Consider the following 14,246-nt stretch of genomic DNA (forward strand, 5'->3'; position numbering starts at 1 on the left):
CATTGAACCTTGAACATTGAACCTTGAACATTGAACCTTGAACATTGAACCTTGAACATTGAACCTTGAACATTGAACCTTGAACATTGAACCTTGAACCTTGAACATTGAACATTGAACCTTGAACTTTCCATCTTGAACTTCCCACCCCGAACCGTGTATGGTATGGTCAAATAGCGTTTGCAAATTTTTTTTGCCGGGATGCCATTTTAAAGGAGGGATTCAATGAACCAGCAGAAAACCGGGGATCGCCCGGATGAGCGCATCGTGCGCACCACGTCGGCTTATGACTGCGGCGGCCGCTGCCCCTGCGGCTGCATGTCAGCGGCAATCAGATCCTGCGTGTGGAGGGCGACGACGCCCCTGAACCCAACCAGCTCAGGACCTGCCTGCGCTGCCGGGCATACAAGCAGTACGTGCATCACCCGGATCGGTTTTTATATCCCCAAAAGCGGGTTGGAAAGCGCGGGGAGGGAAAATTTGAGCGCATTTCCTGGCATGAGGCCTATGACACATTTATCCGCCAGCTGGACCGGATCAAGGCCACTTACGGAAACAGCGCTGTTTTGCTGGCCACGGGCGGCGGATACCTGGCAAGCCTGCATCAGGGCGGGCTTGCCGCCTCCCGGCTCCTTAACCAGTACGGCGGGTATGTCACCCATTACGGCAACATCTCTTCTGAAGGCGCGGTCTGGGCCTCTCTGACCCAGTACGGCTCGGTGATGGTGGGCCACAGCCGGGAGGATATGATGAATTCCAAACTCATCATCCTCTGGGGCTGGGACCCGGCGCGCATGATATCCGGCACCAACACCATGTATCACCTGATCCGGGCAAAGGAAAACGGTGCAAAAATCATCGCCATTGACCCGCGCTATCACGACACCGCAGCCACCCTGGCCCATCAGTGGATCCCGGTATATCCGGGTACGGACACGGCCGTGATGGCGGCCATGGCTTACGTGATGATCACGGAGAATCTCCATGACCGGCAATTTCTGGATACCTACACCGTGGGCTTTGACGCGTTTGCCGACTACGTGCTGGGAAGGCAGGACGGGGTGGAAAAAACCCCGGCCTGGGCCGCACAAATTTCCGGGGTGGATGCGGGTACAATCCAAGCCCTTGCCCGGGAGTATGCCACCACCAGGCCCTCGGCCCTCATGGACTGCCAGGGGCCGGCCAGAAGCGCCATGGGCGAGCAGTACAACCGGTGCGCATCCACCCTGTGCGCCATGACCGGCAACGTGGGCCGGCCCGGGGGAAGCGCCGGGGGCGGGCTTATGGGCATTCCCGTGGGTCACATGTTCCGCCAGTCCGCCATTCCGCCGGGCAAAAACCCGTTTGAGGCAGACGGGCCCAATGTCAAGGGCACCCTGGACATCCGCATGCGGGTAAAAAAGCGCATCCATATCAACACCCTCTGGGATGCGATCCTGGAAGGCACCGCAGGGGGATACCCTTCGGATATCAAGATGATGTGGTCCATGTGCAACAACTACGTCAACCAGATCGGAAACAGCAACAAAGCGGACAGGGCCTTAAAAGAGCTTGAATTCATCGCGGTCAGCGAACTGTTTCCCACGGCCACGGCCCGGTATGCGGATATCATCTTTCCGGTGACCTCGGCGGCGGAACGAAACGATTTCACCCGGCCCTGGCCCTCGGGCCCCTATTTCACGGTGATCAACCAGGCCATCCAACCCCTCGGGGAGTGCAAGTCGGATCTGCAGATCGCCGCAGAGCTTGCCCAACGCCTGGGCATTGAAGGCTTCAATCCCCACAGCGAGGAAGAATGGCTCAAAATTCTTTTTGACAACAACCCGGAATACACCACCCATATTGACGACTACGAGGCCTTCCGCCGGAAAGGTATCCACAGAATCGAGCTGCCAGAGCCCATCGTGGCCTTTCGCGACCAGATCAAAGACCCGGAAAACAATCCGTTTCCCACCCCGTCGGGCAAAATCGAGATCTTTTCGCAGCGCGCCGCAGACCTGGACAACCCGGCCTGCCCGCCCATTCCCAAGTATCTGCCCACGGAGGAAGACCGGTTTGATCCCCTGACTGAAAAATACCCATTGCAGCTGCTCACCCCTCATCCCAGAAACCGGGTTCACTCGGAGCTTTACCTGGTGCCCTGGCTGCGGGAGGTCGAAAAGCACCGGGTGTGGATCAACTCCAAAGACGCGGATTCCCGGGGCATTTCAGACGGAGATCCGGTGCAGGTCTTCAACGGCCGGGGCACGGTGGCCCTTCCCGCCTTTGTCACCGAGCGGATCATTCCCGGGGTGGTGGCCATATTCGAGGGAAGCTGGTACGACCCGGATGAAAACGGTGTGGACCGGGGCGCATGCGCCAACACCCTGACCCGGGACGCTTATTCCGGCGGCGGCGCCTGCGTGATGAACACCAGCCTGGTGGAGATAGAAAAGGTTCAAGGTTCAGGGTTCAAGGTTCAAGGTTGATGACATTGAACCCCGAACATTGAACCCCAACATTGAACATTGAACCTTGAACGTTGAACCTTGAACCGGGAGAGTTACGATGCAGATGGGATTTTATTTCGACCAGAGCCGGTGCACGGGCTGCTGCGCCTGCCAGGTGGCGTGCAAGGACTGGCACGACGTGCCCGCAGGAGACGAGAAATGGATGCGGGTGTTGTACTCGGAAAAAGGCCGGTTTCCAAACGTGTTTGTGGCCTATCTGGCTTCTGCCTGCTGGCATTGCGCCGCCCCGGTATGCGCGGATGCCTGCCCGGCTGATGCCATATCCAAAAGGGAAAATGACGGCATTGTGCTCGTGGATCCGGAAAAATGCCTGGGAAAAGACGATTGCGGGGCCAAGTGCCTGAAAGCCTGCCCCTATGATGCCCCCCAGTTCGGCCCGGAAGAAAACGCGCGCATGCACAAGTGCAACTTCTGCCAAGACCGGCTGGCCGCCGGCAAGGTGCCCAACTGCGTGGAGGCCTGCCCGGTAAGGGCCTTAGACGCCGGTCCCTTGGAAGAGATGGAGAAAAAATACGGAACCGGCCGGGCAGCCGAAGGTTTCACCTGGTCGAAACGCACCCGGCCGTCTGTGATCCTGAAACCCAAATCCGCGGAATAAGAACAATTGTATTTATTGTTGAACGGGTTATGACCTCCCGGATACGGAATCCGGGGTTATCCCCACAGGAAAGGAAAAAAATGTCTGATTTAAACGCTTTGTTTTCACCCGTTGTCATCAACAACACCGAAATTCCCAACCGTGCGGTGCTGCCGCCCATGGGCACCGGGCTTTGCGAAAAAGGCGGCCGGGTCAATGACGCCCTGCTGGCCTATATCAGGCGCCAGGCCCGGGGCGGGGCCGGTCTTTTGATCTCCGAGATCACGGCCGTGCACCCCACGGGAATGGTCAGCCCCAAACAGGTGGCGGCCTGGGATGATGAATTTATCCCGGGGCTTTCGCAGATGGCCGAAGCCATGAAAGCCCACGGCGGCAAAGCCGCCATGCAGCTTCATCACGCAGGCCGGGAAAGCCTGTACATGATCAAAAAACAAACCGCCATTGGCCCGTCTGCGGTGCCCAGCCTCGTCTACGGCCAGGCCCCCAGGGAAATGACCCATGAAGACATTGCAGAAATTGTCTCCGCGTTCGGCGCTGCCGCAGCCCGGGCGAAAAAAGCCGGATTTGACGCCGTGGAAATCCACGGGGCCCACGGATACCTGCTCACCCAGTTTTTGTCCGCCATTTCCAACCAGCGCACGGACGAATACGGCGGCGCTTTTGCCAACCGGGCCCGGTTTGTCACAGAGGTGGTCCGGGCGGTAAGAAATGCAGTGGGAAAGGATTTTCCCGTGATTCTGCGCATTTCCGCAGAGGAATACATCAAGGGCGGCTATACAGTGGAAGATGTGCTCGGGATTCTGCCGGATTTAAAGCAGGCCGGTGTTGACGTCATCCATGCCTCCATCGGCACCCATGGCAGCCCCGCCGGGGTCACCAGCGCACCGCCGGCCTTTGACGTGGGATTCAACGTGGGCCGGGCCCGGCAGATCAAGGACGCGGCCGGTCTTCCCGTGATTGCCGTGGGCCGGTTTAACGACCCCCGGCCCGCAGACAAGGTGATTGCCGACGGGGATGCGGATTTGGTGGCATTCGGCCGCCAGCAGCTCTGTGATCCGGATTTTCTGGAAAAAGCCCGGCAGAACCGGTATGCCGATATCCGCAAGTGCATTGCCTGCAACCAGGGCTGCATTGAACGGGAAATGTTTGAGGGCAAATCCGTGCGCTGCGCCATCAACCCGGAAACCGGCCAGGAGCTTGTCTGCCCGCAGCAGCCCGCAGCAGATCCCAAAACCGTCTGGATCGTGGGTTCCGGCCCGGCCGGACTGATTGCCGCATCAGAGGCCAGACGCCTGGGCCATGACGTGCGCATATTTGAAAAAGAGCCCATGGCGGGCGGCAACATCCTGTATGCCTGCAAGGCCCCGCACAAGGAAATCTATCTGGACTGGATCCAATGGCAGGCCGGTCAGGTGGAAAAAGCAGGGGTAAAAATTGAGACCAATACCTGTGTCACCGCGGACATGATCGCAGAGGCCAAACCCGACCAGGTGATCCTGGCCCTGGGCGGCGAGAAAATCATCCCGAAAATTTCAGGAATTGACCTGCCCCACGTGTATGACGCCTGGCAGATCCTTGGCGAAACCACAGCCCCGGGCAAAAACGCCCTGGTCATCGGCGGGGGGTTAATCGGAATGGAAACCGCCTGTTTTCTGGCATCAAAGGGCGCTTCCGTGACCCTGGCCGAGCAGATGGAATCCTCGCCCGTGCCCAGGTTCACCTCCCACGGCTACAGCCTGCACAAATACCTGAAGGAAAAACAGTGTGTGCTGCGCTTTGGCGCCGCAGTGGAGAAAATCACGGAAAACAAGGTGGTGCTCAAAACAAAGGACCAGTCCGAGCAAGTCCCCGGCTTTGACCAGGTTGTGCTGGCAGTGGGCATGAAACCCAGAAACGGCCTTGCCCCGGCCCTTGAAAAAGCCGGCATTGCCCACACGGTGGTGGGCGATGCCCTGGAGGTGCGCCGCATCATGGAAGCCGTGGAAGAAGGCGCAGCTGCCGTGTGGCAGCTTTAAGAAGCCGCCACAGCGGCATTGACACGCTGTCGCCCAAAGTCAGAAGGCCGCCCTGCGGGCCGGGAATTTGCGGGCTTTTACCGGGATTTGTAAAAGCCCGTTCCCGGCCTGCGGGTTTGCTTTTGGGGCTTTGAAGGGGTTTTCGCGCCCGGTGCGGAAACAGCGTAGTCAAAATCCGCAAATGTGCGGCGCTCGATCAGCGATCCCACAACCCGGTCAATGGATTTGAGGACCTGGCGGTCTTCGTTTGTGACCAGGTTAAAGGCGCTTCCCGTGTGCTCTGCCCGGCCGGTTCGGCCGATGCGATGGATATAGGCCTCTGCAGTGGCCGGCACATCATAATTGACCACATGGGATACCCCGGAGACATCGATTCCGCGGGAGGCGATATCGGTTGCCACCAGGATCTGGTACTTGCCGGACTTAAAACCGTTTAAGGCCGCCTGGCGGCGATTTTGGGACAAATTGCCCTGCAGGGAGGCCGCTCCGTAGCCGGCACGCTCAAGGGCCTCGCTCAGGCGCTTGGCCCGGTGCTTGGTCCGGGTAAAAATCAAAACCGATGCAATCCGGGTGTCCTTTAGAATCTTTAACAGCAAAGATGTCTTTTGGTTCTGGGATACCGGAAAATGGGTGTGACTGACCGTATCTGCGGCCGCGGGCTCGCCCACCTGCACAAATGCAGGCTTGTGGAGCACCTCGTCTGCCAGAAGCCGGATCTCCTTTCGCATGGTGGCCGAAAACATCAGCGACTGCCGGTTTCGGGGAATCTTTTTCAAAATTCTCCGGATATCCGGGATAAAGCCCATGTCCAGCATCTGGTCGGCTTCGTCAAGAACCAGGGTCTCAAGGCCGGAAAAATCCATGTTGCCGCGGTTAATATGATCAATGAGCCGTCCCGGGCAGGCCACCACAATGTCCACGCCCTTTTTCAGGGCCTGGATCTGGGGGCCGATGGCCGCACCACCATATAAGGTGAGGCTTTTCAAACCGGTCCGGCTGCCCAGGGTTTTGATATCCTGGTGGATCTGTTCGGCCAGCTCACGGGTGGGCGCAAGGACAAGGGCCCGGTTTTTTCTGTTTTTGCTTTGAAGCAGTCGATGCAGAAGCGGCAGCACGTATGCGGCGGTCTTGCCGGTTCCGGTCTGGGCCAGGCCGATTAAGTCCTGTCCCTGCATGACCCGGCCGACGGTCTGGACCTGCACGGGCGTGGGTGCGGTGAATCCGGCTGTGCGGATTGCCGCCTCTATTCTGGAGTCGAGTTGAAATTCTTTAAAATCCAATAGTTGATGTTCCTTATGATTCAATAAATGATTATTTCTGATTCTGGCAGGAAAAGGCTGCTCGACTGTTTTCGATTCAACAACAGTGAATTTTCAGATGGCGCTGTAAAAAGTTGAAGATCAAGGCCTGCGCGATTGCCGAAAAATGCAGCGTACTTAATAGTACGTGAAATTTTGAGGCAATCGCGTATAATGCAGATATTCGACTTTTTACGGCGCCATCAACTATTGAAGGGAAAAATTTGCAAAATCGGGGGCCGGTGGCCACATGAAAAAGGGCAGGATGCGCCGGTGGCCGGTTTCCGTAAAGAATGGTGAAGTTAAAAAGGGCATCCCCTTTACAGGAGATGCCCTTTGTCAGGCAATTATTCCTCGGTTACATTGACTGCAGCCGGGCCTTTTTGTCCCTGCTCAATATCAAAGGTAACGTTGCTGCCTTCTTTGAGACTTTTAAAGCCGGTTGAGTTGATCCCGGTGTGATGGACGAAGACGTCCGGACCGTTTTCCTGCTCAATGAAACCAAAACCTTTTTGGTCGTTAAACCACTTTACTGTTCCGTTGGCCATAATGATATCCTCCTTTCTGTGAGATGCTCAAAATTTTACACTGGAGGATGTAGCCGTAGAACGGAACCTGTTCCTTCAGGGAAAAATCGCTTTGCCAATTGTGCAAAGCCGTGTTGAATTATCTTAAAGTAACACACCCTGGCAGAAAAGCAAGCGTTTTTTTCAAGAGACCAACAAATAAACTCAATTGTCCGAAACAGAAAGCACATTGCAAACGGTTTCGGCCAACTGCTGCATCTGGACGGGTTTTTCAAGATAGCGGTCAATGCCGAGGGATGCGGCTGTTTTGTCCGAAACCTGGCTGCTGTAACCGGTACACAGAATAATTCTCATCTCCGGCCGGATTTCCAGAATTTTTTCGGCAAGGCGGTCGCCGGTGATGTGGGGCATGGTCATATCCGTGATCACCAGGTCAAACCGGTACGGATCTGATGAAAACATCTCAAGGGCGGCTTTGGGGTTGGTATGGCCGCTGACCTGATATCCGAGCTTTTCCAGGCGCTGTTGGTTTAAGCTGACGATCATGGGCTCGTCATCAATCAAAAGGATGTGCCCCTGGCCCCTGGGCGCATTACCGGTTTGAGCCAAAACAGCCTCCGCGTTTTTTTCTGCAGCCGGCAGCAGGATCTCAAATTCACATCCCTGCCCCGGCTGACTGCGGACCCGGATGCTTCCGCCGTGGCTTTTGACAATTCCGTGCACCACAGAAAGACCCAGGCCCGTGCCCTTGTCCACATCCTTGGTGGTAAAATAGGGATCAAAAATCCGCTCCAGGCTTTTGGCGGCAATCCCGTGGCCGGTGTCTTTGACCGCAAGCCGGAAAAAGCGGCCTGCCCCCATGTCCGGATCCAGGGCCGTATTTTCGTCGTTAATCTGCGCCGCCGCCAGGCTCACTGTCAAAATCCCGCCGGATACAGCCATGGCGTCTGCCGCATTTCCGCACAAATTGATCAGCACCTGGTGAATCTGGGTGGGATCTGCCAAAACAACCGCCGGCTGCTTTGGCAGGCAGGTGCGGATTTCAATGTTTGCGGCAATCACCGGACGAAGCAGTTTCAGGGCTTCGTCCACAAGCATGCAGAGATCAACCGCCTGTTTTTCCTCGCGGGTCTTGCGGCTGAAAGTCAGCAACTGGCGCACAACGTCTTTGGCCCGTACCCCGGCGGTCTGGATCTCATTGACATACGGCCGGGCCCGGTGGTTTTCTGCAAGTTCGCCTGCGGCCAGTTCGGCATTTCCGATGATAATACTCAGCACATTGTTGAAATCATGGGCAACACCGCCGGCCAGGGTTCCGATGGACTCCATTTTCTGGGCCTGGCGGATCTGGCCCTCAAGGCGTCTTTTTTCCCTCTGCGCAAGGACCCGGCCGGTGACATCCCGGCCAATGCCGCTGATAAACGGGGCGTCGTTTTCCGGGCGCACCAGTTCGCTGCGGTATTCGATATAAATCGTGCTGCCGTCTTTGGCCAAATAGGGGGTAATGCCTTCGTAACTGCCCTTTTCCAAAAGGGCGCCAAGGTATTCGTTTTCAAATCGATCCCGGTGCTCAGGAAGCATAAAATCAGATATCGGCCGGCCCAGCAGTTCCTCGGGCCGGTAGCCGAACAACCGGTGCAGGGCGGGGTTGGCGGAAAGCAGCCGGCCTTCAAGGTCCTGGGTGTAGACCAGGTCGCTGATGGAGTTAAACAGGTCACGAAACCGCTGCTCTGAACGGGCAAGCTCTTGGGTGCGCTCTTGTACCTTTTTTTCCAGATCAGACTTGTGCTGCAAAAGCATCTGCTGCTGGCTGTGGTTTTCGAGCACAAGGGCGGCAAGATTCAAGGTGTTTTCAATATAGGGCGCATAGGAAAAAAACATTTCTTCGTCTGCAGGCGCACAAAAAAAATGCCGTAAACCGCAAGGGCGGTTTCAATGGGCAGGCATTGCACGCCGTGGGTGTGTTGAAAGCCGTTCAGCAGGGCTTTGCGGCCCGATCCTTTCCCGGTTGCGCCTTTGAGCTCATCAAACAGCCGCCGGCAGTGCCGCGGCTTTGGACCGGGCGAGCCGTTTTCCCAGTGAAGGCGGCCGTCTATAAAAATGCCCGATATTTCCATGCCCGGCACACGGCAAAACCCCCGGCACAGAAAACGCGCCATCCCAGCACCCCGCCCCATCAGGTGCAGGGTGCTCTGGATCAGAATGATCCGGCCGAGAATTTCCGGGTCCGGACTAGGCATGGCCCTTGTTGTCTTGGCTGCGGTATTTTTCAAGAAAGGGTTCCGGCTCCATGAAGCCGGGGTTTTTCACAAGCTGTCCGCGGACGATCATCAACGGATGGATGGTGAGCATGTCCATGATCACTCCCGGGTCAAATCTTTTCGCGTCATACTGGCAGATCGTTGTCAGGGGATGGTTATCCAGCACCCGGTTAAGCCTTGCCTCATAGACCAGAAGATCCTCCAGGCGGGCCCGGTTTTCCGCCAGGGCCCATGACATTTCCCCGATTCCCCGGGCCCCGGCATATCCCTGATCCAGGGCGCTTTGATAATACCGGGCAACCATGCCGAGCATAAACTCGGCGGAAAAGTACGACTCCGGACAGCATGCGTAATGGCCCGGGTAAAGGTCGAAATCGTCTAACCGGGCATCGGTGTCCACGCCCAGTTCCTGCAATTCCTTTACCATTTCCGCTGAAGAAATATCATCGACCATGTAAAGCAGCCTGTCGTTTTCCACCAGCCCCTGCCGGAAAAAACGGGCCATGGTTTTTCTGCGTTCCGCGTCATCGCTGTACACGTAGATAATGTGCCGGCCCTCGTCCAAGGGCTCATCTGCAACCCCAAGCGATACCTTCCGCGTTTTTTCCGCCATGGCCCCTCCCTTTTTGCCGGTTTGGCCCGGTAACCCCGGAAAATTCACAAAACTTCCGGATCTCTACATCCTTTGACATTGATTGGCACGGAAGTCAAGAAAGGGTGAAAGCAAATTTTTAATGACTCCCTGTTGCATTCTCCGCTTGACGGCACCATCCAAAAAAAATATTTTTAGAAAAGGCACATCCTTTTATCAGGAGAATAGCCGCAATGACCAGAAACGAGATTAAAGCGCGCCGCAAAGCCCGAACCGCTCTTTCCTCTGTACGGAAAAAAGCTGCAGCAACAGGCCTGGATCAACTCTCAGTATCCGAAATTGACAAAGAGATCAAAGCCGCCCGCAAAAAACGCCGCACATCTTTTTTTGCCAAAATCTGCAGCTTTTTCTTGCCATAAAGATTTTGGCAGTGTATACGGGGTTTGACAAAAAATGCCTGCTTTTACCACCCCCTGTCCTTTGATCCTGTCGGTTTGCCCCGGAAAATCAAGAGCCCGGGCTGTTTAAAAAAGCCAGGTTTGACTGTTTCGTAAAAAATAAGGTTTTAGATGGTTGCGTGTTGCTGCGAATGCTGAGTTCTATAATTTTCCAGAATTTTCGCATGATGCCGCCCCGGTGGCGATTTGCTCCCTGCTGACCGCTTGCGCGCTCAATGCGACTCGCAAACCGCCCCCGGGCCGGCATCATGGCCGGCGGTGTGGAAAGCTTCCCGCCCGGGATGCGGTCCGGAAAAACGCTTCCAGATAATAAAACAGGTGTTTTTCATGCCTGGTCCTGTGGATTGGCCGGGGAGGAACACCTATTGATTTTACTTAACACTTAATCACTTAACACTTAAAACTTTCTGCAAAAAAGAGAACACGTCATGTCAAAAAACAATGAAACCGCCAATCCGGCGGATTTTGCCGCGCTCAACCTGCCCGAACCCCTGCTCCGGGCGGTAACCGATGCCGGCTATGAAGTGCCCACCCCCATCCAGGCATCCACCATACCGCCCATGATGGCGCAAAAAGACGTCATCGGCCAGGCCCAGACCGGCACCGGCAAGACCGCCGCCTTTGCCCTGCCGATTTTATCCGGCATTGATCTTGCCAGTCCCCGGGTTCAGGTGCTGGTGCTCACCCCCACCCGGGAGCTGGCCATCCAGGTATCTGAATCCTTTCACCAGTATGCCGCCCGTTTAAAGGATTTCCGGGTGCTTCCCATTTACGGCGGCCAGGATTACGGGGGCCAGCTCCGGCGGCTCAAGCAGGGGGTCCACGTGGTGGTGGGCACCCCGGGCCGGGTCATGGATCACATGCGCAGAAAATCCTTGAAACTCGATGCCATCACCACCCTGGTCCTGGATGAGGCGGATGAAATGCTGCGCATGGGATTTATCGATGATGTGGAATGGATTCTGGAGCAGACGCCTCCGAAGCGTCAGATCGCGTTGTTTTCCGCCACCATGCCGGCTGCCATCCGAAAAATCGCCCAAAAGCACATGCACAGCCCCGAGCAGATCACCATCAAGTCCCGGACCATGACAGTCTCGGCCACCCGCCAGCGCTACTGGATCGTTGGGGAAAAAAACAAGCTCGACGCCCTGACCCGGATCCTGGAGGCCGAAGCCCTGGACGGAGTGATCCTTTTCGTGCGCACCCGTACCGCCACCCTGGAGCTGGCCCGGCGTCTGGAAGCCCGGGGGTATTTGTGCGCGGCCTTAAACGGCGAAATCTCCCAGAACATGCGCGAGCAGACCATCAACCGGCTCAAGGCCGGAAAATTGGACATTCTGGTGGCCACGGATGTGGCTGCCCGGGGTCTGGACGTGGAACGCATCAGTCACGTGATCAACTATGATGTTCCCTATGATCCGGAAGCTTACGTGCACCGCATCGGCCGCACGGGCCGGGCGGGCAGAAGCGGTGAGGCCATCGTGTTTGTCACCCCCAGGGAGCGGCGCATGCTGCGGGCCATTGAAAACGTCACCCGCCAGGAAATCGAGCTCCTGGAGCTGCCCACAACGGAAATGATCAATGACCAGCGCATTGCCAAGTTCAAGCAGTCCATCACCGACACCCTGGGCGCAAATGATCTTTCCTTTTTCAGGGATCTTGTGGACCAGTACCGCCAGGAGCACGACGTGCCGGCCGCAGACATTGCCGCAGCCCTGGCCAAAATGGTGCAGGGCCAGACCCCCCTGCTTTTGCCCAAAGCCCCGGAGCCGCCCAAAAAGCCGGGTTTTGAAAAACCCGCGGCCAGGACCCGGGCTGTTGGGCCGGACAAAAAACCGCGCGCGGCGGCCGAAAAGGATGAAAAATCCGAGCGCTACCGCATTGAGGTGGGCCTGCGCCACAGGGTCAAGCCGGGCAACATCGTGGGCGCCATTGCCAATGAAACCGGCCTGGATGCCAAATCCATCGGCAAGATCGATATCCGCGACGAATTTTCTCTTTTGGACCTGCCCGCGCAGATGCCCGGTGATGTGTTCCGGCATTTGCAGACCGTGTATGTGGCCGGCCGGCCCCTGAAACTCTCCCGGGACACGGGAAAGCCCGAACAAGCCCGACCAAGGGGCGAATACAAAACCACCCCGACCAGCCCGGGGGTAAGAAGAATCCCCGGAGGCGGAAAACCCAAAGGCAGATGGGCAGACCGCGAAAAACCCGGAGCTGCCAAACCCTTTGGGAAAAAAGACGGCCGGAAAAAGGACCGGGCAAAGGACGGGAAAAAGAAAAGTTATTTCGGGAAATAATCGGGGAAATCCCGGAAAGCGCTGACTGCCGCCATATAAAAAATAAAAGGCTTTTTACAGCGTCCGGCCTTTTTCAGGAAGGAAGTCCAGGAGCCGGGTCGGTTTTTTCGCTCCTGACCGTTTACGGATTCAGCCAATGCCTCCGCTGAAATTCCAAAAACTCGGCCTGTCGGCCTCAAACAGTTTGAAATTTCATTGCTCCGGCATTTGCTGAATTTTTCCGTAAACGCTCAATGTCGCTTACAAACCGACCCCGCCTCCGGACTTCCTTGCAACCACATTGGATCTGAAGACAAAATCAATAAAAAAAGCCGGGGCAAACGCCCCGGCTTTTTTTAAGCTGTCCTGCTATGCTGGCATGGGATTCTTAGAATTCCACCCGGAAGCAGACATTGCCATAGGTCATTTTGCCCAGATCGCTCTTCTGGGTTCCTGCGGGAAGTCCAAGGGCCTGAGCTTCCTGGGTAAATTCATATTCTGCATCATTTCTGTCAATCATACCGATTTCCGGGATGATGTGGACGTTCTTGGACAGGGAGATCCAGGCTTGCAGATAATAAATGTATGCTTCCTGCTCGCTATCTTGCGTGCCGACATAAGTAACAGTCGGTAAACCGAGGGCCTCTGCAACATCCACGGTGCTATTATCTAACTGAGCATTCTGATAACCAATTCCGGCTTCGATATTGAGCATCTTGTTGACCTTCATGCCGGCAACCAGGGTTCCCTGATAAAGATCAGAATCTTCGAAATCTCCATCCTGATCAAGAGCAGCACCAGTGTAGGTAACAGTACCCAGAGTACCCTTGCCGTAGTTGGCGGCATTCTGCATATAAGAAGCGGTTGCCTTGACATAAAAGGGATTCAGGTCAAAGCTTGCGCCTATGCCCACCAGATAGCTGTCAATGTCTTCGCTTCCGACACCATCAGCCTCAAGTTCATAAGTCTGGAAACCCACAACTGGCCGGATATTGACCAGGTCAGTACGGAACACGTAAGCTGCCTCAATGCGCGGCAGGCTGAAATCCGTATCTGTGGCTGCGCCCAAACGGGTCGAGAAATCATCAGCATCCTTGTGCTGCTCGATAAAGGCAATATCCAGATCCCCGAACATCAGCTTGATCTGCGGCTGCCGGCCGATATAGGGAAGACCGGCCAGAAGCATGTTGCCACTTCCCATATCGCCAATATCTGCAGACATCTTGGAATAACCCAGATAGGTGCCCGGGGTGTAGTCCTTACCCATGAGCAGTTTGCCGGCACCAAAATCCCAGACGCCATAGGCCAGGCGGAGGTAATCATCATCGTTGTTCCCATCTTCACGGGTGGCATCCCTAAGCCCTAATTGGAACACTCCGTAAAATTTTTCCGAAACCACTGCCTTGGCGGTAAAGGTGCTGTTGCCGTCCAGGCCCATGAGAAACCCGGAGTCATCATCCCAGTCATTGCCAATGGAACCATCCATGTAAGGACCGCCGACATACTCCTCATCCACATCAAAATAACCCGCATGGGTGCGGATGCTGGCGCCGAAATCCCATTGAACGGCCATTGCCGGGGCGGCTGAAAAGCCTAACACCAGTAATACCAGTGAGTCTCCACCCGCATAGCGGGTGGCCTCAGGTAGCCCCCTAAAAGGGGGCTTGAATTGGGGAAGCCCTTTGAGTTTATTGGTTACTCAAAATCA

Annotated in this window: 10 protein-coding genes; 4 read left to right on the top strand and 6 right to left on the bottom strand. The window is 56.0% G+C overall.

Features of this window, described 5'->3' with window-relative positions; genetic code table 11:
• Positions 1-344: 344 nt before the first annotated feature.
• From ACTCIA_RS14775 to ACTCIA_RS14785, 3 genes are all read left to right on the top strand, one after another.
• Positions 345-2,468: a molybdopterin-dependent oxidoreductase gene (locus ACTCIA_RS14775; protein ID WP_463002580.1), complete on the top strand. Its 2,124-nt coding sequence runs from the start codon at positions 345-347 to the stop codon at positions 2,466-2,468.
• 79 nt (positions 2,469-2,547) lie between these two features.
• Complete coding sequence (locus ACTCIA_RS14780) at positions 2,548-3,108, top strand: 4Fe-4S dicluster domain-containing protein (protein WP_463002581.1); 561 nt, start codon at positions 2,548-2,550, stop codon at positions 3,106-3,108.
• Positions 3,109-3,188: 80 nt separating this feature from the next.
• On the top strand, positions 3,189-5,123 hold the full coding sequence (locus ACTCIA_RS14785) for an oxidoreductase (protein WP_463002582.1): 1,935 nt from the start codon (positions 3,189-3,191) through the stop codon (positions 5,121-5,123).
• Positions 5,124-5,200: 77 nt separating this feature from the next.
• Here the strand turns inward: ACTCIA_RS14785 and ACTCIA_RS14790 are convergent, their stop codons facing one another.
• The 5 genes from ACTCIA_RS14790 to ACTCIA_RS14810 form a co-directional block, all read right to left on the bottom strand.
• On the bottom strand, positions 5,201-6,403 hold the full coding sequence (locus tag ACTCIA_RS14790; RefSeq protein WP_463002583.1) for a DEAD/DEAH box helicase: 1,203 nt from the start codon (positions 6,401-6,403) through the stop codon (positions 5,201-5,203).
• Positions 6,404-6,768: 365 nt separating this feature from the next.
• Positions 6,769-6,969, bottom strand: a complete 201-nt coding sequence (locus ACTCIA_RS14795; protein ID WP_181550767.1) for a cold-shock protein — start codon at positions 6,967-6,969, stop codon at positions 6,769-6,771.
• Between the two features lie 183 nt (positions 6,970-7,152).
• Positions 7,153-8,829 carry a hybrid sensor histidine kinase/response regulator gene (locus ACTCIA_RS14800; protein WP_463002584.1) on the bottom strand — a complete coding sequence of 559 codons (1,677 nt, stop codon included), beginning with the start codon at positions 8,827-8,829 and terminating at the stop codon, positions 7,153-7,155.
• Entirely contained in the window at positions 8,790-9,221 is a 432-nt protein-coding gene (locus ACTCIA_RS14805) for a hypothetical protein (RefSeq protein WP_463002585.1), read from the bottom strand. The genes ACTCIA_RS14800 and ACTCIA_RS14805 overlap by 40 nt, the downstream gene beginning before the upstream one ends.
• Complete coding sequence (locus ACTCIA_RS14810; RefSeq protein ID WP_463002586.1) at positions 9,181-9,822, bottom strand: MEDS domain-containing protein; 642 nt, start codon at positions 9,820-9,822, stop codon at positions 9,181-9,183. Before ACTCIA_RS14810 ends, ACTCIA_RS14805 begins: the two co-directional genes overlap by 41 nt.
• A gap of 865 nt (positions 9,823-10,687) precedes the next feature.
• Here ACTCIA_RS14810 and ACTCIA_RS14815 point away from each other — a divergent pair.
• A complete protein-coding gene (locus ACTCIA_RS14815) occupies positions 10,688-12,559 on the top strand; it encodes a DEAD/DEAH box helicase (protein ID WP_463002587.1) in 1,872 nt (623 codons plus the stop codon).
• 367 nt (positions 12,560-12,926) lie between these two features.
• Here ACTCIA_RS14815 and ACTCIA_RS14820 read toward each other — a convergent pair whose 3' ends face one another.
• Positions 12,927-14,111 carry a hypothetical protein gene (locus ACTCIA_RS14820; protein ID WP_463002588.1) on the bottom strand — a complete coding sequence of 395 codons (1,185 nt, stop codon included), beginning with the start codon at positions 14,109-14,111 and terminating at the stop codon, positions 12,927-12,929.
• Between the last annotated feature and the right edge of the window lie 135 nt (positions 14,112-14,246).

The organism is Desulfosalsimonas sp. (assembly GCF_055149105.1).